The sequence below is a fragment of the Microbacterium sp. Ag1 genome (genome assembly GCF_001005635.1).
Classification (GTDB): Bacteria; Actinomycetota; Actinomycetes; order Actinomycetales; family Microbacteriaceae; genus Microbacterium; species Microbacterium oxydans.
Genome location: NZ_LBCR01000024.1, coordinates 90,889 through 110,455, shown reverse-complemented (window position 1 = coordinate 110,455; position 19,567 = coordinate 90,889). Strand labels below are relative to the sequence as shown.

Annotated in this window: 26 protein-coding genes; 22 read left to right on the top strand and 4 right to left on the bottom strand. The window is 66.9% G+C overall.

The genetic code is table 11. The features are described 5' to 3' along the window. Positions 1-75: 75 nt before the first annotated feature. From rpsP to trmD, 4 genes are read left to right on the top strand one after another with little or no spacing between them, the layout of a single operon-like run. Positions 76-510 (top strand): 30S ribosomal protein S16, encoded by a 435-nt coding sequence (gene rpsP / locus AAY78_RS04115; protein WP_046747075.1) that lies wholly within the window; start codon positions 76-78, stop codon positions 508-510. 6 nt (positions 511-516) lie between these two features. Beyond that, on the top strand, positions 517-747 hold the full coding sequence (locus AAY78_RS04110; RefSeq protein ID WP_017830729.1) for an RNA-binding protein: 231 nt from the start codon (positions 517-519) through the stop codon (positions 745-747). Continuing rightward, a complete protein-coding gene (gene rimM / locus AAY78_RS04105; RefSeq protein WP_046747074.1) occupies positions 740-1,348 on the top strand; it encodes a ribosome maturation factor RimM in 609 nt (202 codons plus the stop codon). Before AAY78_RS04110 ends, rimM begins: the two co-directional genes overlap by 8 nt. 18 nt (positions 1,349-1,366) lie before the next feature. Continuing rightward, positions 1,367-2,083 carry a tRNA (guanosine(37)-N1)-methyltransferase TrmD gene (gene trmD, locus AAY78_RS04100; RefSeq protein WP_046747073.1) on the top strand — a complete coding sequence of 239 codons (717 nt, stop codon included), beginning with the start codon at positions 1,367-1,369 and terminating at the stop codon, positions 2,081-2,083. 28 nt (positions 2,084-2,111) lie between these two features. Here trmD and AAY78_RS04095 read toward each other — a convergent pair whose 3' ends face one another. Together AAY78_RS04095 and map are read right to left on the bottom strand one after the other, a co-directional pair. Further along, positions 2,112-2,705, bottom strand: coding sequence for a histidine phosphatase family protein (locus tag AAY78_RS04095; protein ID WP_046747072.1), 594 nt, complete (start codon positions 2,703-2,705; stop codon positions 2,112-2,114). An 85-nt stretch (positions 2,706-2,790) separates the two neighbouring features. After that, positions 2,791-3,573, bottom strand: coding sequence for a type I methionyl aminopeptidase (gene map / locus AAY78_RS04090; RefSeq protein WP_046747071.1), 783 nt, complete (start codon positions 3,571-3,573; stop codon positions 2,791-2,793). Positions 3,574-3,682: 109 nt separating this feature from the next. Between map and AAY78_RS04085 the strand changes: the two genes are divergently transcribed. The 9 genes from AAY78_RS04085 (at position 3,683) to AAY78_RS04045 (ending at position 10,750) form a co-directional block, all read left to right on the top strand. Further along, entirely contained in the window at positions 3,683-4,171 is a 489-nt protein-coding gene (locus AAY78_RS04085; RefSeq protein WP_046747101.1) for a hypothetical protein, read from the top strand. Between the two features lie 168 nt (positions 4,172-4,339). Then, the gene (gene rplS, locus AAY78_RS04080) at positions 4,340-4,687 is read left to right on the top strand and encodes a 50S ribosomal protein L19 (protein WP_045265383.1); all 348 of its coding nucleotides are present in this window, start codon (positions 4,340-4,342) and stop codon (positions 4,685-4,687) included. Positions 4,688-4,804: 117 nt separating this feature from the next. After that, positions 4,805-5,530 carry a signal peptidase I gene (lepB, locus tag AAY78_RS04075; RefSeq protein ID WP_046747070.1) on the top strand — a complete coding sequence of 242 codons (726 nt, stop codon included), beginning with the start codon at positions 4,805-4,807 and terminating at the stop codon, positions 5,528-5,530. Continuing rightward, positions 5,527-6,186, top strand: coding sequence for a ribonuclease HII (locus AAY78_RS04070; protein ID WP_046747069.1), 660 nt, complete (start codon positions 5,527-5,529; stop codon positions 6,184-6,186). Before lepB ends, AAY78_RS04070 begins: the two co-directional genes overlap by 4 nt. Before the next feature lie 72 nt (positions 6,187-6,258). Beyond that, positions 6,259-6,585, top strand: coding sequence for a DUF2469 family protein (locus AAY78_RS04065; RefSeq protein WP_045265213.1), 327 nt, complete (start codon positions 6,259-6,261; stop codon positions 6,583-6,585). A gap of 128 nt (positions 6,586-6,713) precedes the next feature. Further along, positions 6,714-7,076 (top strand): YraN family protein, encoded by a 363-nt coding sequence (locus tag AAY78_RS04060; protein ID WP_046747068.1) that lies wholly within the window; start codon positions 6,714-6,716, stop codon positions 7,074-7,076. Continuing rightward, positions 7,073-8,602 (top strand): YifB family Mg chelatase-like AAA ATPase, encoded by a 1,530-nt coding sequence (locus AAY78_RS04055; RefSeq protein ID WP_046747067.1) that lies wholly within the window; start codon positions 7,073-7,075, stop codon positions 8,600-8,602. The genes AAY78_RS04060 and AAY78_RS04055 overlap by 4 nt, the downstream gene beginning before the upstream one ends. Further along, positions 8,599-9,792: a DNA-processing protein DprA gene (gene dprA / locus AAY78_RS04050; RefSeq protein WP_052748640.1), complete on the top strand. Its 1,194-nt coding sequence runs from the start codon at positions 8,599-8,601 to the stop codon at positions 9,790-9,792. The genes AAY78_RS04055 and dprA overlap by 4 nt, the downstream gene beginning before the upstream one ends. 55 nt (positions 9,793-9,847) lie before the next feature. After that, positions 9,848-10,750, top strand: a complete 903-nt coding sequence (locus tag AAY78_RS04045) for a tyrosine recombinase XerC (protein WP_046747066.1) — start codon at positions 9,848-9,850, stop codon at positions 10,748-10,750. Between the two features lie 22 nt (positions 10,751-10,772). On the opposite strand, the gene AAY78_RS04040 is transcribed toward AAY78_RS04045, so the two are convergent. Beyond that, positions 10,773-11,309, bottom strand: coding sequence for a murein hydrolase activator EnvC family protein (locus AAY78_RS04040; RefSeq protein ID WP_052748639.1), 537 nt, complete (start codon positions 11,307-11,309; stop codon positions 10,773-10,775). Positions 11,310-11,629: 320 nt separating this feature from the next. On the opposite strand from AAY78_RS04040, the gene rpsB reads away from it, so the two are divergent. From rpsB to AAY78_RS03995, 9 genes are all read left to right on the top strand, one after another. After that, a complete protein-coding gene (gene rpsB, locus AAY78_RS04035) occupies positions 11,630-12,580 on the top strand; it encodes a 30S ribosomal protein S2 (RefSeq protein ID WP_046747065.1) in 951 nt (316 codons plus the stop codon). Between the two features lie 41 nt (positions 12,581-12,621). Then, complete coding sequence (gene tsf / locus AAY78_RS04030) at positions 12,622-13,449, top strand: translation elongation factor Ts (protein WP_045265219.1); 828 nt, start codon at positions 12,622-12,624, stop codon at positions 13,447-13,449. Between the two features lie 92 nt (positions 13,450-13,541). Continuing rightward, positions 13,542-14,258, top strand: coding sequence for a UMP kinase (gene pyrH / locus AAY78_RS04025; RefSeq protein WP_046747064.1), 717 nt, complete (start codon positions 13,542-13,544; stop codon positions 14,256-14,258). 67 nt (positions 14,259-14,325) lie between these two features. Further along, on the top strand, positions 14,326-14,880 hold the full coding sequence (gene frr, locus AAY78_RS04020; protein WP_017830710.1) for a ribosome recycling factor: 555 nt from the start codon (positions 14,326-14,328) through the stop codon (positions 14,878-14,880). Between the two features lie 5 nt (positions 14,881-14,885). Beyond that, positions 14,886-16,031, top strand: a complete 1,146-nt coding sequence (locus AAY78_RS04015; protein WP_052748638.1) for a phosphatidate cytidylyltransferase — start codon at positions 14,886-14,888, stop codon at positions 16,029-16,031. Continuing rightward, positions 16,031-16,609: a DivIVA domain-containing protein gene (locus AAY78_RS04010; RefSeq protein ID WP_046747063.1), complete on the top strand. Its 579-nt coding sequence runs from the start codon at positions 16,031-16,033 to the stop codon at positions 16,607-16,609. Before AAY78_RS04015 ends, AAY78_RS04010 begins: the two co-directional genes overlap by 1 nt. A gap of 66 nt (positions 16,610-16,675) precedes the next feature. Further along, positions 16,676-17,350, top strand: coding sequence for a transglycosylase SLT domain-containing protein (locus tag AAY78_RS04005; RefSeq protein WP_218867353.1), 675 nt, complete (start codon positions 16,676-16,678; stop codon positions 17,348-17,350). Positions 17,351-17,359: 9 nt separating this feature from the next. After that, complete coding sequence (locus AAY78_RS20040) at positions 17,360-17,647, top strand: hypothetical protein (protein ID WP_082108564.1); 288 nt, start codon at positions 17,360-17,362, stop codon at positions 17,645-17,647. Then, entirely contained in the window at positions 17,644-18,366 is a 723-nt protein-coding gene (locus AAY78_RS03995) for an alpha/beta hydrolase (RefSeq protein WP_046747061.1), read from the top strand. Before AAY78_RS20040 ends, AAY78_RS03995 begins: the two co-directional genes overlap by 4 nt. A gap of 19 nt (positions 18,367-18,385) precedes the next feature. On the opposite strand, the gene AAY78_RS03990 is transcribed toward AAY78_RS03995, so the two are convergent. Then, positions 18,386-19,447, bottom strand: a complete 1,062-nt coding sequence (locus tag AAY78_RS03990) for an AI-2E family transporter (RefSeq protein ID WP_046747060.1) — start codon at positions 19,445-19,447, stop codon at positions 18,386-18,388. Positions 19,448-19,567 lie beyond the last annotated feature (120 nt).

Here is a 19,567-nt window from a genome sequence, read left to right as displayed (position 1 = left end):
TTAGAGCTTCCGCCGGGTGTGCACCCCACTCTCCAGGCGACCGGTTCGTTTCCTTCCACACAATTCAGGAGAATCGTGGCTGTCAAGATTCGTCTCAAGCGCCTGGGCAAGATCCGCGCGCCGTACTACCGCATCGTCGTCGCCGACTCGAAGACCAAGCGCGATGGTCGCGTGATCGAGGAGATCGGCAAGTACCACCCCACCGAGGAGCCCTCGTTCATCGAGGTCGACTCCGAGCGTGCGCAGTACTGGCTCTCCGTCGGCGCACAGCCGACCGAGCAGGTCGCTGCCATCCTCAAGATCACGGGTGACTGGGGCAAGTTCAAGGGCGACAAGGACGCGAAGTCCACGCTCAAGGTCGCCGAGCCGAAGGCCCCCTTCGAGATCGACGCGTCCAAGAAGTCCGTCGTCAAGCCCAAGGCCGAGAAGAAGGCGGAGGCTCCTGCTGAGGAGGCTCCCGCCGCGGCCGACGCGGAGGCCGCTGAGGCTCCCGCAGCAGACGCAGAGTAATCCGCCGTGCTCGCCGCCGCGCTCGAACACATCGTCAAGGGGATCGTCGATCACCCGGAAGATGTCCGCATCAACGAATCCACATCGCCGCGAGGCGACCTCCTCGAGGTGCGTGTGCACCCCGATGACCGTGGACGCGTGATCGGGCGCGGCGGCCGCACCGCGAAGGCCCTTCGCACCCTCGTCAGCGCACTCGCTGACGGGCGGCGGGTCCGCGTCGATGTCGCGGATGACTGACGTGGTGGCGAAGGACCGCAACCAGGGCAAGAACCAGCTGCGAGTCGGGCGTCTCGTCAAGGCGCATGGGCTCAAGGGCGGACTCAAGCTCGAGCTGTACACTGACAACCCCGAGGGGCGCTTCGTCCCCGGAGCCGGCTTCACGTTGCAGGTGCCCGAGGCATCTCCGTGGCACGGCAAGGAGATCACGGTGCGCGAGTACCGGGTGATGAACGGCAACCCCGTCGTGTTCTTCCAGGATGTCGAGGACCGCGACGCGGCTGACAGCCTCGTCCGTGCCATCCTCTGGATCGATCAGGATGTCGACGAGGCCGAAGACGATGCGTGGTTCGATCACCAGCTCGTCGGCCTCGAGGTGGTCCGCGACGAAACCGTGATCGGTCGGGTCGTTCGGGTGGAGCATTTCCCCGCACAGGACCTCCTCATCGTCAAGGCAGGCGAGGACGAGGTGATGGTGCCCTTCGTCTCCGCCATCGTCCCCACCGTCGATGTGCAGGCCGGTCGCGTGATCGTCACCCCGCCGCCCGGCCTCTTCGAGGAGCTCCCGGAGTCCACTGACGCCGAGCCGCAGGCAGGCGCGGACGCCGACGCGTCCGAGTGATCGCTGATACGGGTCCCCGTGCGCATCGACATCCTCTCGATCTTTCCGTCCTACTTCGACGGTCTGACCCTCTCGCTGCTCGGAAAGGCTCAGGCGACCGGGATCATCGATCTCCGCATCCGAGACCTTCGCGACTGGACATCGGACCGTCATCGCACCGTTGACGACACCCCCTACGGCGGCGGAGCGGGCATGGTGATGAAGCCGGAGCCCTGGGGACTCGCCCTCGATGACATCAGCGAAGCAGCTGCCGCAACGGTCGCTGAACGTCCCACCATCATCTTCCCGTCGCCCGCCGGAGAGGTGTTCACCCAGAAGACCGCGCGTGATCTGGCGACTCGCGAGCATCTCATCTTCGGCTGCGGCCGCTACGAGGGCATCGACGAGCGCGTGTTCGAGTACGCCGCCGAGCGGGGCGATGTCCGGCTGATCAGTCTCGGCGACTACGTCCTCAACGGGGGAGAGGTCGCCACGATGGCGATGATCGAGGCCATCGGCCGGCTGATCCCTGGTGTCGTCGGCAATCCCGAGAGCCTCGTCGAGGAATCCCACGAGGACGGTCTGCTCGAGTATCCGTCGTACACCAAGCCCGCATCGTGGCGGGGACGATCGGTGCCCGACGTGTTGCTGAGCGGAAACCATGCGGCGATCGCCGCGTGGCGCCACGAGCAGCAGATCGAGAGAACACGGTCGCGCCGTCCCGATCTCCTCGACGACACGTCGCCGTCTTCCTGACCGAGGCCTCGAACCGGGAACGTGTCTCTCAGAGCATGCGCTCGGAGGCGCCGTCGATCTCGAACACGACCCCGTGTGGGTGCCTCAGCCCGAGTGCGGTCGAGGCATCCAACCCCCGCAGTTCCGCACGCAACATGCGCCCGATCATCTCGTGACTGATGAGGAGGGGGATGCCTTGTGACACCCATCCGCAGCTGCTGAGCGCCTTGCGTGCGCGCGCTCTGGCCTGCGCGTAGCTCTCCCCGCCGGGAAACGCCCACCCGTAGCGGTTGGCCGCCCGCTCTTCCCTTGCGGTCGGATACTCCGCGTCGATCTCCTCCCATGTCAGGCCGCTGAGCTCGCCATGGTCGAGCTCAGCGAGCTCGGGCACCTCGACCACGTCCGCACCGAGGCGCTCTGCGACGATCGTCGACGTGTGTACCGCCCTGCCGAGCGGACTGGAGCACACCGTGCGCACGTCGACGTCCGTCAACCGATCCGCGATCGCATGCGCTTGTTCGACTCCCTCGGGAGTGAGGGGGGAATCGAGCCGCCCCTGCAGGCGATGCTCTCTGTTCCACTGGGTCTGCCCGTGACGCGCGAGGAGCACTCGCTTCGGCACATGACGATCCTGCGGAATCATGGACTCAGGATGGCACACCGGAGCGCCGACCGCGCCTGAGTGCTACGTCTGCACGACCCGATACGACGATCAGTACCGTGGCAGGTCAGTCGACGCCGAGGAACGACCGGTCGGTCAGGATGATCGGGCCCTGCTCGGTGATCGCGATCGTGTGCTCGGAGTGCGCGCCGCGGGACCCGTCTGCGCTGCGCAGCGTCCACCCGTCGGGGTCTGTGACGAGCTCGTCGGTCGTGGCGAGAAGCCAGGGCTCCAGGGCGAGGACGAGGCCGGCGCGCAGGGGGAAGCCACGACCGGGGCGGCCGTCGTTGGGGACGTGGGGATCGCCGTGCATCGTCCGGCCGACGCCGTGGCCGCCGAAGTCGGTGTTGATCGAGTAACCCTCACCGTGTGCGATCGTGGCGACCGCTGCGGAGATGTCGCCGATGCGGTTCCCGACGGAGGCGGCGTCGATCGCCGCGGTCAGGGCGCGCTCGGTCGTGTCGATGAGTCGGAGATCTTCGTCGCTGGCTGTTCCGACGACGAACGAGACGGCGGAATCGGCGACCCAGCCGTCGACTGCGACAGCGAAGTCGAGGGTGACGAGGTCGCCATCGCGGAGCACGTAGTCATGGGGGAGGCCGTGCAGCACGGCGTCGTTGACGGAGGTGCAGATGACCTTCCCGAACGGACTCGCTCCGAACGAGGGGTGATAGTCGATGTAGCACGACTCGGCGCCGGCGCGACGGATCATGTCGTGTGCGCGACGATCGATCGAGAGCAGGTTGGTTCCGACCTTGGTCTCGTCACGCAACGTCGCCAGGGTTTCGGCGACGAACCGCCCTGCGGCGCGCATCTCTTCGATCTCGGCGGGGGTGCGCAGTTCGATCATCGGTTGTCCTCTCGTCCCTCCCATTCTCCCTGATCGTGAGGCCGAGGAAGGCCGAGCGCTCTCAGCGAACACAGGAGCGCGCGTCGGATCGTCGTCGTACGATCTCAGCATGTGGTTGCGACAGGCCTACTTCCGATGGCTTCTCCCGGCGGCCTTCCTGCTGCCCCTGTGGCTGCTGATCGGGTGGGGTGTCTTCCAGGGCGGCTGGTCGATCCTGTGGGTGCTGCTCGTCGCCATGCCCTCCGTGTTCCTCGGGCAGCTTCTCCTCACCCTTCTGACGCGGTCCCGTCCGTCCGTGCGCATCGAGCGAGCGGTCTCGTGGTGGGACGTCGCCGGGTTCACGATCTGGAACGGCCTCACGATCGCGGTCGGGTTCTTCATCGACGGCGCATTCCCGTGGTTGCTCACGGGGGCTATCGTCGCGGGGATCGCGCTGATCTGGCTGCAGTTGTGGCAGTTGTGGAACGAAGCGAGGGGAAGTGGGGCGCGGTTGCGCGAGACCATCTCCTGGTCCACGATGCCCACCGTCGATGAGCCGACCGTGCCGACGCGTGCGCACGAGGTCATCGTGGTGCGGGAGACGGACATCCGGGACTGACACCGCGTTTTGGCCCGTCACCGCATTCGTGGCAGAATGGATGTTTGTGCTGTGACCGGCTCTGCCACAGGGGAGCCCGCGGACGCGTCAGCTCCGTACAGCTCAACCCTTTTCTTGTTCCTTTGAATACATGCATGCGACCTGTGGCGGGTGCAGAGAGAGACGATCATGCAGATCCTCGACGCCGTCGACGCGGCTTCCCTCCGTTCGGACATCCCGGACTTCTTCCCCGGTGACACCGTCAAGGTGCACGTCAACATCACCGAGGGCAACCGCTCTCGTATCCAGGTCTTCCAGGGCGTCGTCATCGGTCGCCAGGGTGACAGCGTGCGCGAGACGTTCACCGTGCGCAAGATCAGCTTCCAGGTCGGCGTCGAGCGTACCTTCCCGGTGCACTCCCCGGTGATCGACCACATCGAGGTCGTCACCCGTGGTGACGTGCGTCGCGCGAAGCTCTACTACCTCCGCCAGCTGCGTGGCAAGAAGGCGAAGATCAAGGAGAAGCGCGACCGCTGAGTCGACGCATCTCCGAAGCACCCCGGGACACGATGTCCCGGGGTGCTTTGTTCTCCGTCCGGTGTGCGACCCTAGATATCGTCGCCGCGCGCCGGCGCATGATCGTGAAGGAACCAGATGACTGAATCCCCATCCGCGCCCCCGTCCAGACGACGCCGCGGGTTCCTGGTCTTCCTTCGAGACGTGCTGGTGATCGTGGTGATCGCCGCGTTGGTCTCCTTCGTCGTGAAGACCTTCGTGGTCCGTTCGTTCTACATCCCCTCCGCGTCGATGGAGCGCACCCTCCTGGTCAACGACCGCATCCTCGTCGACGAGCTCACTCCGCGCTGGACCGACTACGCGCGCGGAGACGTCGTCGTCTTCAAGGACCCGGGAGGCTGGCTGGACGGACAGCCACAGACGCCCGCACAGCCGCCTCTGGTCGAGGCCGTCGACTGGGTACTGAACTTCGTGGGCATCTCCGCCACCGACTCCCAGGATCATCTCGTCAAACGGGTGATCGGTCTTCCTGGCGACCACGTGGTCTGCTGCAATGCGCTCGGACAGATCACGATCAACGGTGCGCCCATCGACGAGCTCAGCTACCTGAATCTCCCTCAGGGCGACACTGCCGCGTCGAACGAGCCGTTCGATGTCGTGGTCCCGGAGGATTCCGTGTGGCTGCTGGGCGACAACAGGGACCGCTCGCGCGACGCCCGCGCGCACCAGGACCTGCCCAGCGGAGGCTTCGTCCCGATGGAGAACATCGTGGGCAAGGCGTTCCTCACGACCTGGCCGTTGAACCGGCTGGGACCGATCGACGGCCACCACGAGATCTTCAACGGCGTTCCGGATCCGGAATGACCGTCATCGCGCCGAAGCTCACCCTGGAACGTCGGCTCCTCGGTGAATGCGAACTGATCATCTCCCTGGACGAGGTCGGTCGTGGTGCGCTCGCGGGGCCGGTCGCGGTGGGTGCTGCCGTGATGGATGCGACCGGTGCCCGCCGTCGTGTGCCCGAAGGATTGCGTGATTCGAAGCTCGTGACGGAGAAGCGCAGGCCGGAGGTGGCCGCCCGTGCCGCCGCGTGGGTGCAGGCGTCAGCGGTCGGTTGGGCGAGTGCGGCGGAGGTCGACGAGGTCGGCATCATGAGGGCGCTCGGACTCGCCGCGTCCCGCGCGGTCTCGGCCGTCGCTGCGCAGGGGGCCGTGCTCGACGGAGCCCTTATCCTGCTCGACGGGAACCACGACTACGTGTCGAAGGTGCACCCGACTCCGCTGAATGTGCGTCCAGTGGTCAAGGCGGACCGTGATTGTGCTTCGGTATCGGCGGCCTCCGTCATCGCGAAGGTCGCGCGGGACGGCTACATGGCGGAGCTTCATGAGACGCATCCCGCGTATCAGTGGAACCGCAACAAGGGCTATGCCAGCATTGAGCACCGCGATGCGATCCGGACGATCGGGCTGTCGCCGCACCACAGGGCGTCGTGGGCCATAGCTGACGCTCCCACGCTGTTCTGACAGAGGCACCGAGGACGCGCCCCGGTAGCCGATGACGCTCGCCGGTGCCCGCGACTCTAGGATGGACACATCATGGATGAGGAAGCCTTCGACGACTACGACCGCGAACTCGAGCTGGCACTGTTCCGGGAGTATCGGGATGTGGTGTCGCAGTTCCAGTACGTCGTGGAGACCGAGCGCCGGTTCTACCTGGCCAATGACGTGAACGTCGTCCGCCGGGACACCGAGCACGACTTCTATTTCGAGATCTCGATGACGGACGTCTGGGTGTGGGACATCTACCGTGCCGATCGCTTCGTGAAGGCTGTGCGCGTGCTCACGTTCAAGGACGTCAACGTCGAGGAGCTGCAGCGCAGGGAGTTCGAACTCCCGCAGGAGCTCTCGCTCGACGGCGAGTGACGAAGGCTCTCGCGCCGATGCGCCCGGACCCACTCCACACTGCGCTGAAGAGCTGACTTCTCCCCAGACGCCGTGAATCTGCAGCCGTGCCCCGACCCCGGGAAGCGTGTCCACGTGATGCTGGGCAGATGGCAGCGAAGGATGAACTCGGAAGAGCCGGAGAAGACCGCGCCGCGCAACATCTGAGGAGCAGCGGGTACACCGTGCTCGCGAGGAACTGGCGGTGCGCACAGGGTGAGATCGACATCGTCGCCGTATGCGGCGATCATCTCGCCGTGGTGGAGGTCAAGACACGGAGGACGGACGCATTCGGGCACCCGTTCGAGGCGATCGACGCGCGCAAGCGCCGGCGGCTCTGGCAACTGGCGCAGGCGTGGATCGCAGAGCATCCGGGAGTCGCGCGAGGGCGAGACGTGCGCCTCGAGGCGATCGGCATCATCGGAGCCGATCCGACCACCGGTGTGCTCGAGCATCTCGTGGACATCGCGTGAGCACCGCGCGCACCTGGGCCGTCGCACTGACCGGCGTGGACGGACACCTTGTCGAGGTCGAGGCCGACATGTCGAGCCAGACGCCCGAGTTCCGGATCATCGGTCTTCCTGACAAGTCATTGGGCGAAGCCGTCCAGCGCGTGCACAACGCCTGCAAGAACGCCGGTTTGGATCTGCCACGTCGACGGCTCACCGTCAATCTCTCGCCCGCAAGCCTTCCGAAGCATGGCGCCGGGTTCGACCTGGGCGTGGCCGTGGCGTGTCTGGCGGCGGGCGGAGCCGTCGAGTCGCGTTCCATCGCCCGGACGGTCCATATCGGTGAACTCGGTCTCGACGGCAGGATCCGACCGGTGCCCGGTGTCCTCCCTGCGGTCTTCGCGGCGGCACGAGCGGGATTCGAGACGGCGATCGTGCCATACGGGAACGAGGCAGAGGCGAGGCTGGTGCCCGGTATCGACGTACGCGCAGCCGGGTCTCTGGCGGAGGTCGCCGTCTGGCACGGCGCCGACGTGGAGGTGCCCGATGTCGAATTCGTGGAGGTCGCATCCGACACGCGGAGCTCGCGCGAGGCCCTCGATCTCGCCGACGTGATCGGGCAGGAGGAGGCCGTCGAAGCTCTCGTCGTCGCCGCTGCCGGTGGGCACCACTTGCTCTTGAGCGGTCCTCCGGGCGCCGGAAAGACGATGCTCGCTCGGCGTCTCCCCGGCATCATGCCCGCACTCGATGAAGAGGAGGCACTCGAGGTCGCATCCGTTCGCTCGCTCAGCGGAGAAGCGGTGTCCGCGCTGGATTCTCTCCCTCCGCTGGAGGCCCCGCACCACAGCGCGTCGGTCGCGGCACTGGTCGGTGGCGGGTCCCGTGCCGCGAGACCGGGAGCGATAGCGCGTGCGCACCGCGGCGTGTTGTTCCTCGACGAAGCGGCCGAGTTCTCACGCGTCGCGCTGGATGCCCTGCGCCAGCCGTTGGAGTCGGGGGTGATCGCTGTGCATCGGGCCGGATTCACCGCGACCTTCCCCGCGAAATTCCAGCTCGTGCTCGCGATGAATCCCTGTCCCTGCGGAAATCATGGGGTGCGCGGTGCGGAATGCGTGTGCCCGCCGATGGCGATCAGACGCTACGCCACCCGTCTGTCCGGACCGCTCCGCGATCGCATCGACATCGATCTCCAGGTGACGAGGGTCGCCGCATCCCGGGCGACGGGTGACGCGAGTGCGGAGCTGACAACCGAGCGGGCGCGGGACCGTGTCGCGGACGCGCGGGCGAGAGCAGCGTCGCGTTGGCGGAGCACCCGATGGCGTCGTAATGCGGATGTGCCGGGCACCTGGCTGCGGCAGGGAGCGCTCCGGCTGCCCGCTTCGACGCGATCGCCGCTCGATCGCGCCCTGGAGCGTGGAGCGCTGACACTTCGCGGCTACGACCGCGTTCTCCGGGTCGCATGGACGATGGCGGACCTGGCTGCGCTGGACAGGCCGGGAACCGATGAGATCGGCCGCGCGCTGCACCTTCGACGGGGGTTGCCGCGATGATCGACGAGCTCCTGGCCGACGCCGAAGCTGTGGCCCTCACGGAACAGATCCACCCGGGTGGGAGTATGGACGAGTGCATGGCACGCGCCGCATGGACCGTGATCGCGGAGCCGGGCGATGCCGTCGCCGGCGCTCTGATCGCGGAGCTCGGTGCTGCGGAAGCACTCGCCGTGGCCGTAGGGCACTCGTCATCGCTGCTGTCTCCCGGGAGCGCGAACGCGGCGGCATCCCGGATGCTCGCCGACGGGCGTGCACGTTGGACCCCGCGGGCAGCACCACGAGCCGTGCTGGCAGCGCTCCACGGAGCCGCTGCCGCTGGTGTCCGGCTGCTGATTCCCGGCGACGCGGCGTGGCCCGCCGCCCTCGACGATCTCGGACCGCATGTCCCCGCCGCACTGTGGGTGCGGGGTCGTGTGGAGCTGCTCGACCATCAGCCTCGCGTGTCCATCGTCGGTGCGCGCGCCTCCTCGGGGTACGGCGAGCACGTGGCCTCAGAGATCGCGGGAGATCTGGCAGCCACAGGCGTGGTGATCGTTTCGGGCGGTGCGTACGGGATCGACGGAGCCGCCCACAGAGCTGCCCTCGGAGTGGAGGGCGCGACGGTGGCCTTCCTCGCCGGCGGGGTCGACCGTGCTTATCCGGCGGGGCACCAGGCGCTCCTGAGGCGGATCGCCGAAGAGGGGGCACTGGTGAGCGAGCCACCCTGCGGCACGGCGCCCACGAAGTGGAGGTTCCTGGCGAGGAATCGTCTGATCGCCGCACTGGGACACGCGACCGTCGTCGTGGAAGCGGGCTGGAGGAGTGGATCGCTGAACACCGCCGGTCACGCTGCGACGCTCGGGCGTCCACTCGGTGCCGTCCCCGGAGCGGTGACCTCCGCGTCCTCAGCGGGATGCCACCGGTTGCTGCGCGAGTACGACGCGCAGTGTGTCACATCGGCGCAGGAGGTGCGCGAGCTGTTCGGCGCGATAGGTCATCGACCCGACACGAGCCCGGGGGAGCGGGATCCTCACCACGCGCGCATCCTGGAGGTCATGACCGTTCGGGCACGCCTCTCCATCGACGAGGTCGCCCGCCGGTCGGGGCTCTCCCCTGATCGCGTTCGATCAGTGCTCGGACTACTGCACCTGGAAGGAGATGTCGCACTCGACAGCGCGGGGTGGCACCGGGCTGCGCCGCCCAGACGGTAACCGATCCGACGGCGAGGCTGCCGGTCAGGAAGCTCGATCGCGGCAAGCTGGGGTCATGGAGATCGCGGCGGCCGCAGACGCATTCGCCGACCACCTGCTGCGGGTGCGTCGGCTGTCGTCGGCGACGGTGAAGGCCTATCGCTCCGACCTTCGCGACCTCGCCGCTTCTGCAGGGGAAGTCGCCGTCGAGGACGTCGACCTGGAAGTCCTCCGGGACTGGCTCTGGAACGCCACGCAGCGTGGAGACGCGCGGTCCACTCTCGCGCGCCGCGCCGCGACCGCACGGTCCTTCTTCGGCTGGGCAACTGAACAGGGGATCGCCGCGCATGACCCGAGCCTGAGATTGGTCGCGCCGAAGAAGGGGAGGACGTTGCCGACGGTCGCCTCGCGCGATGCGATGTCCGAGCTCCTCGACGCGCATCGCGCCACAGCGTCGGAGGGTGACCCGCTGGCGCTGCGAGATCATGCCGTCCTCGAGCTGCTCTACGGGTCCGGTATCCGCGTCTCCGAGCTCTGCGGTCTGGACGTCGACGATCTCGACCTCGAGCGCGGCACAGCCCGAGTGGTCGGCAAGGGAGACAAGGAACGCGTCGTCCCCTACGGGGCGCCGGCACGAGATGCGCTCTCCGCGTACCTGCGAAGAGGAAGGCCGGTCCTCATCGCCAGATCACGGACCTTCACCCCCGCCGTGATGCTCGGAAGCAGAGGAGGGCGAGTGGGCCCGCGAACGGTGTACGAACTCGTCGCGCGTGTCCTGGCGCCGATCGTCGGCGCGGAGACGATCGGTCCGCACGCGCTCCGTCATACCGCCGCCACCCACCTCCTCGACGGCGGAGCGGACCTGCGGGCGGTGCAGGAGATACTCGGGCATGCCAGCCTCGGCACCACGCAGATCTACACGCACGTCTCGACCGAGCGCCTGACGGCCACCTACCGGCTCGCCCATCCCCGCGCCTGACTCCGACGACTCAGAAGCTCGATCACGTGGCTTCGCAGCAAGGGAGGAGCACTGCGCGCGGAACATCGCCGAAGAGCAGCATCGGGTTGATGTAGTCCCCGTCGAGACGCACGCCGAGATGGATCGCGCCGGGCGGTGTGTGCCCGCCACCATCGACCACTCCGATCTCCTGACCCTCCGCAACGAGGTCGCCGACCACGAGATCGGATCGCAACGGTTCGAATGTCGACACCAGCCCGCCGGCGTGCTCGATGGTGATGAGCTGCCGATCCACGACCGTCCCGCGGAAAGCGACGACTCCGTCAGCAGGAGCCGAGACCGTCGTCCCCATCGCGGCGCTGAGATCGACGCCACGATGCCCGGCGCCGTATCGATGAGCCGGAGCGCGGTAGGGCGCGACGACCGAGCGTGGTCCGGTGACCGGCCAGCTCCAGGCGGGTACGTCAGGCTCGTCGGACCACGCCGCCGCGCCGGGGGAGAGCATCACTGCGAAGACGACCGTCGAGACGACGAGAAGAGTCGCGGTGAGCAGGGCTCGTGTTCTGGATCTCAAGCGCATGAAGGCATCCTGATGGCTCGACGCTGCCGCGGTGCACCGTGCGCAGTACGGCGTACACATCCGGGGAGTAAGACGTGACACGACGCCACTGTGCAGGGGAAGCCACGGTGCAGGGGAGCCGGCCGTCTGATCCTGTATGCTGGAGGAGCACCTCGAGATCGAGGTGACTACGCGTGCCCAGAGCGACTCGTTTCGCGGCATCCACTCCCACAGGTCCTGTCCTCCGACAGGCGGGTGTGAGCCGGGCACCAGGGAGTCCGATCATCCGGTCGGCTTGCAACCTCAACGGCGCAGAATCGCGCCAGAACCAGGAGACGACCATGGCTGTGGTCACCATCCGCCAGCTGCTCGACAGCGGCGTGCACTTCGGACACCAGACCCGTCGGTGGAACCCGAAGGTCAAGCGCTTCATCCTCACCGAGCGCAGCGGCATCCACATCATCGACCTTCAGCAGTCGCTCGGCTACATCGACAAGGCGTACGACTTCGTCAAGGAGACGGTCGCCCACGGCGGCACCATCCTCTTCGTCGGCACCAAGAAGCAGGCGCAGGAGATCCTGGCGGAGCAGGCGACGCGTGTCGGCCAGCCGTTCGTGAACCAGCGCTGGCTCGGCGGTCTCCTCACCAACTTCCAGACGATCTCGAAGCGTCTGGCTCGTATGAAGGAGCTCGAGGAGCTCGACTACGAGACCCCGGCGAACAGCGGCTTCACGAAGAAGGAGCTGCTCCTCAAGAAGCGCGAGCTCGACAAGCTGCACAAGTCGCTCGGTGGTATCCGCAACCTCACGAAGACGCCGTCTGCCATCTGGGTCGTCGACGCCAAGCGCGAGCACCTCGCTATCGACGAGGCCAAGAAGCTCGGCATCCCCGTGATCGGCATCCTCGACACGAACGCCGACCCGGACGACTTCCAGTACCCGATCCCCGGCAACGACGACGCCATCCGTTCGGTGTCGCTGCTCACCCGCATCATCGCGGACGCTGCGGCCGAGGGTCTGCAGCAGAAGCACAACCCGGAGACCGGTGACGCCGAGCCTCTCGCCGACTGGGAGAAGGAGCTCCTCGAGGCCCCCGCACAGGAGGTCCAGGAGTCCGCTGACGCCGCCGAGGTCACCACCGCGGATGACGCTGCCGCGGTCGTCGAGACCCCCGCTGCCGACGAGACCGCCGCCGACGAGGCCGGTGCAGAGGCACACGACGAGGCGATCGCCGCCGCTTCCGGTGAGGAGACCGCTGAGGTCGCCGCCGCCGAAGCCGCTGACGCCAAGTAATCCCTCGTACACACACCTAACGAAGCAAGGAGCCACCACACATGGCCAACTTCACCATCGCTGACCTGAAGGCGCTGCGCGAGCAGCTCGGCACCGGAATGGTCGACACCAAGAAGGCGCTCGAGGAGGCCGACGGAGACGTCGCGAAGGCCACCGAGATCCTGCGTCTCAAGGGTGCGAAGGGCAACGCGAAGCGCGCTGACCGTTCGACCAGCGAGGGACTCATCGTCGCTCGCGAGCAGGATGGCGCCGTGACGCTCATCGAGCTCGCGTGCGAGACGGACTTCGTCGCGAAGAACGAGCGCTTCATCGCGCTGGCCGACAAGGTCGCCGACGCCGCTGCCGCGGTGAAGGCCGACTCGGTCGACGCCGCCCTGGCTGCATCCGCCGGCGACAAGAGCGTCGAGCAGGTCATCTCCGAAGAGGCTGCGATCATCGGCGAGAAGGTCGAGCTGCGTCGAGTGCGCACGATCTCCGGCGACAAGGTCGAGGTCTACCTGCACCGCACGAGCAAGGACCTGCCGCCGCAGATCGGCGTCGTCGTCGCCTACACGGGTGACGACGCCGAGACTGCGCGCAGCATCGCTCAGCACATCTCGTTCGCCAACCCGTCGTACCTGTCCCGCGAGGACGTCCCGGCGGACGCTGTCGAGAAGGAGCGCGAGATCGTCACCGAGATCTCCCGCAACGAGGGCAAGCCGGAAGCGGCTCTCCCGAAGATCGTCGAAGGCCGCGTCTCCGCGTTCATCAAGCAGGTCGCCCTGCTCGAGCAGGACTACGCCAAGGACAACAAGCTCTCTGTCGCCCAGGTGGCGAAGGACGCCGGTATCACCGTCACGGACTTCGCGCGCTTCAAGGTCGGCGCGTAGCAACGTCGAAGGGGTTCGGATCGTCATGATCCGAACCCCTTCTTCATGCCCACGAGGCACTATCTTGAATCGGGACGAGAGGACACCCACCCATGACTGAACGCACCGGACGCCGCCGCGTCCTTCTCAAGCTCTCCGGAGAGGCCTTCGGCGCTGGACAGCTGGGCGTCAACCCGGATGTCGTCAGCCAGATCGCGCGCGACATCGCCGCTGCCGTCGACCGCGTCGAGGTGGCGATCGTCGTCGGGGGAGGGAACTTCTTCCGCGGAGCCGAGCTGAGCCAGCGCGGCATGGACCGTGGACGCGCCGATTACATGGGAATGCTCGGCACGGTCATGAACGCACTTGCGTTGCAGGACTTCCTCGAGCAGGCCGGTGCCGCCACGCGCGTGCAGTCGGCGATCTCGATGACTCAGGTCGCGGAGCCCTACATCCCGCGTCGGGCTGAGCGTCACCTCGAGAAGGGGCGCGTCGTGATCTTCGGAGCCGGCGCGGGTCTTCCGTACTTCTCGACCGATACGGTCGCGGCTCAGCGTGCGCTGGAGATCGGTGCGGAGGAGGTCCTCGTCGCCAAGAACGGCGTCGATGCCATCTACACCGCGGATCCGAACAAGCACGCCGATGCCGAGCGCATCGAGCGGGTCACCTACAGCGACGCACTGCAGCGGGGCCTGAAGGTGGTCGATTCGACAGCGTTCAGTCTCTGCATGGACAACAACATGAACATGCGGGTCTTCGGCATGGAGCCGGCGGGCAACGTCACCCGCGCTCTGCTCGGAGACCCGATCGGCACGCTGGTCACCACCTGAGTGTGCGACGGGCGGAGACGACTTCGCCCGATAGAATTTGCAGAACACCCCGACGATAGGAGTCACCGTGATCGCGGACGTCCTCGCTGAAACCACCACTCGCATGAACCGGGCGGTCGAAGCTGCCAAGGAGGACTTCTCCACGGTGCGCACCGGTCGTGCGAACCCGCAGATGTTCCAGAAGGTCCTCGTGGACTACTACGGCACTCCCACGCCGATCGCGCAGCTCGCGTCCCTGGCGAACCAGGAGGCGCGGACGCTCATCATCACGCCGTACGACAAGTCCGCCCTGAAGGCGATCGAGCAGGCCATCCGCGACATGCCGAACCTCGGTGCGAATCCCACGAACGACGGCAACCTGGTGCGTGTGACAATGCCGGAGCTCACCGCCGAGCGGCGCAAGGAGTACGTCAAGCTCGTCAAGACCAAGGCAGAGGACGCGAAGGTCCACGTCCGTGGCATCCGCCGCAAGGCCAAGGATGAGCTGGACGCGCTCAAGAGCGAGCTCGGTGAGGATGAGATCGCTCGCGGTGAGAAGGAGCTCGATGTTCTGACGCGCCAGCATGTCGATCTCATCGATGACGCGCTGAAGCGCAAAGAGGCAGAACTCCTCGAGGTGTAGTCGGGATGTCTGACGAAACGCGAGATGCCGACGACGACAAGCCGTTCGCGCGTCGAGACGCGCATCACGGTACCCCGTCCGAAGGCGTCCCGCTCGTCGATGCGGCGTTCCCCACGTTCGACAGTGCCGAGGTACCCCCTCGGCCGCCACTTCCAACCCCCGCGGACCGCGTCGCAGTCGGGGACATCAGCTCCCTGGACACGGCAGATCACAACGCCATCCGCGAGCAGTGGCGGGCGGCGAGGGATGAGCTCGGCAGCCACGTCTCCCACGCACGTGACCAGCTCGACCAGGCGAACGAACGCATCAAGGAGCGCACCGGCCGGGATCTCATCCTCGCCACGGTGATCGGCCTCGCGTTCGGAGCTGCGCTGCTCGGCTCCCTGCTCTTCCTCAAGGTGCTTTTCGTCCCGTTCGCCCTCGCGGCCGCGTTGCTGGGCGTGTACGAGCTCTCGAGAGCCCTGCGGGGTTCCGGGCGGCGAGTCGACGTGGTGCCCCAACTGATCGCAGCCACTTTCCTGGTGCTTTCGGCATACTTCGCGGAGCCGTGGCTCTGCTGGGTGATGCTCTTCGTATCCGTTGCCTTCGTGATCGTCTGGCGACTCATCGCGCAGATGGTGGAGAAGGACGGACGGACTTACGGCGACGTGCTCGCAGACGCCGTGATCAGCGGCTTCGTCCAGGTGTACGTCCCCTTCCTCGCGGGTATCGCGCTCATCCTGCTCAAGCAGGAGGGCGGTGAGTGGTGGGTGCTCAGCTTCATCGCGATCGCCGTCGCAGCCGACACGGGTGCCTACGCCGCCGGTCTGGCCTTCGGCCGACACCCCATGGCGCCGAAGATCAGTCCGAAGAAGACCTGGGAAGGGTTCGGAGGTGCGGTCGCCGCGTCCATCGCCGCTGGCGTGCTGCTGGCGATCTTCCTCCTGGAGCTGCCGTGGTGGTGCGGCCTCGTGTTCGGTGTCTCGATCCTGCTCTCAGCGACGCTCGGCGACCTGGGTGAATCCATGCTGAAGCGCGACCTCGGCATCAAGGACATGAGTTCCTGGTTGCCGGGTCACGGCGGGCTGCTCGATCGACTCGACAGCATCCTTCCCTCCACCATCCCCGCTCTGTGTCTCTACTTCCTCTTCTCTCCTTGGGTGGCTCTGTGATGACCGAAGATCAGTTGGACGAACAGCCCACGCAGGCGCCCGCGGCGTTCGCCCTCACCTCCGGACGTGTGCGCGGATACCACCGTGCAGCCGTCGACACGTTCCTCGCCTCGGCCCGCCGCGCCTTCGAAGAGGGCGGCGCTGACCTCAGCGCGGCGGATGTGCGGACGGCCTCGTTCCCTCTGGTCAAGAACGGCTACGTGGTCGCCGATGTCGATGCTGCACTCGGACGCGTCGAAGATGCCTTCGCCGCGCGGGAACGCGAGCGAGTGGTGCGCGCACAGGGTGCCGGAGCCTGGGTCGAGCGGGCACGGGAGGACGCGCAGGTCATCTTGGATCACCTGGCTCGCCCCCGTCGGCATCGTTTCGCCCGCACCGGGGTGCTCACTTTCGGCTATCGTCTCGACGAGGTCGACCACGTGTCGACCCGCATCGTTCGTTACCTGCGTGACGGGGACGCCCTGACCGCCGAGCAGCTGCGGTCCGCAGCCTTCCGGATGCAGCGCGGCGGATACCGCGAGGAGCAGGTGGATGCCCTTCTCGACGCCACGATCGACGTCATCCTCGCGGTTCGTTGAGGTTCCTGATGGTCGATTCAGGCGACCTTGCGTAGACTGTCCCTCATCGTGAACTCCCGAAACGACATGACTCTCGACAGAAACGACCGTTCGCCTGTGCCCGCAGCGAAGGCCGGTTCGGCGCGCACGGGCACCCGTCGCTGGTCTCGGAGCCGCGGCGTCGTCGGCGTCTTCAGCGCCCTCGCGGTCGTCGGCTTCGCCGGCGCGCTCGTCGCTCCGACCGGGGTGGCACTGGCCGCGCCGGCACCGGAGGAGTCGCCGGACTCGGCGTATTCGCTCGCGCTCGCTGACACGCAGAACCTCACCGTCACCGTCGAAGGTGCCGAGATCGCGCCCGTTGTGCGCGGAGGCTTCGAAGTGTACGTGAAGCCGAAACCGGCCCCCGTCCCCACGGTTGCTGCAGCGCCCAAGACCGGGTCATCCGGCGGTTCATCCCGCGGCGCGCTTCCTCCGTACACGGGTGGTGGGGCTCCTGCGGAGTGGATGGCCGCCGCCGGTATCGCGCAGAGCGACTGGCAGTACGTCGACTACGTCGTATCGCGTGAGAGCGGCTGGAACCCCAACGCCACGAACAAGTCGTCAGGGGCATGTGGACTGGTGCAGGCTCTGCCCTGCAGCAAGGTTCCCGGCAACGGCTACAACCCCGTCGACAACCTCCGCTGGGCGACGGGCTACGCGACCGGCCGCTACGGCAGCTGGGCCGGCGCCTACAACTTCTGGGTCAACAACCACTGGTGGTGAGCAGGCACGATGCCCCGCTCCCGCAGACGCCCTTCGGCGCGCCCTGAATCCGAGGACTCATTCGATCGTCTCCTCGCCGGCTGGAAGCGCACCGAGACTCGACGTGGCAGCGAGTGGACCGTTCAACCGGTGTCGGCCGCGCAGGCGCAGAAGGAGTACGTGTGCCCCGGCTGTGGCCGTGGCATCGTCGCCGGGACAGCTCATCTCGTCGCCTGGCGTGCGGACGGGGTACTCGGGGACGCCGCTGACCTGGCGGCCCGTCGGCACTGGCACACGCACTGTTGGAGGCTTGCATGACCATCGAGATCCGTGGACCGCTGGAGTTGCCCGCACGACGCGAGGACATCGAACTGATCACGGCGGACGGCCTCACCCTCGTCGGGGAGCTCTCTCAGCCCGAGGACGCACCACCGGTCGCGACGCTCGTGACGTTGCATCCCCTGCCGACCGCCGGCGGCTTCATGGACTCGCACATCATCCGGAAGGCGGCCGCACGGCTGCCCGCCCTCGCAGACCTGGCCGTCCTGAGGTTCAACACGCGAGGCACCACATCCCCACGAGGCACCAGCGACGGGAGTTTCGACGGGGGAGCCGCTGAACAGTTCGACGTGGCCGCCGCGATGGACTTCGTCCGCGAGCGCGCACTACCGCGCCCCTGGTTGCTCGGATGGTCCTTCGGCACGGAGCTCGCTCTGAAGTACGGCCGGGAGCACGACATCGAAGGCCTCATCCTTCTCTCGCCGCCGCTGCACCGCGCCACGCCGGAAGAGGTCGCCGCCTGGGCGTCGACCGACCGCACCGTCGTGGTCCTGGTGCCGGAGCTCGACGACTATTTGCGTCCGGCCGAGGCAAAGGACCGCTTCGCCTCGATTCCGCACGCCACGCTCATCGCGGTGGAGGGCGGCAAGCATCTCTGGGTGGGCGAGACGCAGACGCGGCGCGTGCTCACCGAGATCGTCGCGGCGGTCAACCCCTCCGCATTGCCTCTCGCCACCCACTGGCCCGCCGACGACTGAGAGGCCGACGGCCTCGACGTCAGAGCTCGTTCATCCGAGGGATGAGCACCTGGCGGTAGATGATCAGGATGCTCGCGGCCACGGGGATCGCGATCAGAGCGCCGAGGAGGCCGAGCAGGCTTCCTCCGGCGAGGGCCGCCACCACGACCACGGCACCGGGCACCGATACGGCGCGGCTCATGATGCGAGGCGAGATGATGTACGCCTCGATCTGCATGTAGATCAGGTAGTAGATCGCGGCGGCGATGGCGGTCGCCGGGGAGCCGAGTCCGGGGATGAGACATACCAGCACGATGATCGTCGAGCCGGTGAGCGTGCCGACGAGCGGGATCAGCGAGAAGAAGAAGGCGATCACGGCCAGGACGGCGGGGAAGGGCGCATCGATGATCGAGAGGTAGATCGCGCTGAGCACACCGTTGAGCACACCCTGCGATACCTGGCCCATGACGTAATAGCCGACCGAGTCGGTGATCTGCTCCGACAGGTCGATGAATCGATCGCGCTTCGACGCGGGCGCGAGCTGGTAGACAGCGCGCTTGAGCGACGGCGTCGATGCCGTCAGGTAGATCGTCAGGATCAGGACGATGAACGCTCCGAACAGACCGCCCAGCACAGCGCCGCTGGCAACGAGCACGCCCTGACCGATGGATCCGCCGATCTCGGCGAGGTTGCTCGTCAACCAGTTGGTGACGTACGTGAACACATCGTCGACGAGAAGGTTCGGGAAGGCGTCCTGTATCCACTCTTTGAGGTCGGGGATCAGATTCCCGCGCTGGACGATCGCCGAGATCTGGGCGACCAGCTGGGAGATCTGGTCCACCAGGACCGGGAGGACGATGAGCACGATGCTCACGAAGACGCCGAGCACCGCGAGGATCGTCACCAACACGGCCGCCCAGCGGGGGAGCCGTCGGCGTTCGAGGAACGAGACGAGCGGGTCGAGTCCGAGACTCAGGAACAGGGCGGTGCCGAGATAGAGCAGCACGGTGGAGAGATTCTGCACGCTGTTGATCAGCAGGATCCCCAACCCCACGCCGAGCGTCGCCACCAGGGCGGTGCGGAAGGGATTGTGGATCTTCATCGGAGACTCCTCGGGACGGCTCCCGCAAGATTATCCAGACGCGCTTCGTCGGCGCGGACGACGTGCCGGTCCAGCCGTCACTGCGTCTGCTCGTGGGCAACACACAGCTGATTTCGCTAG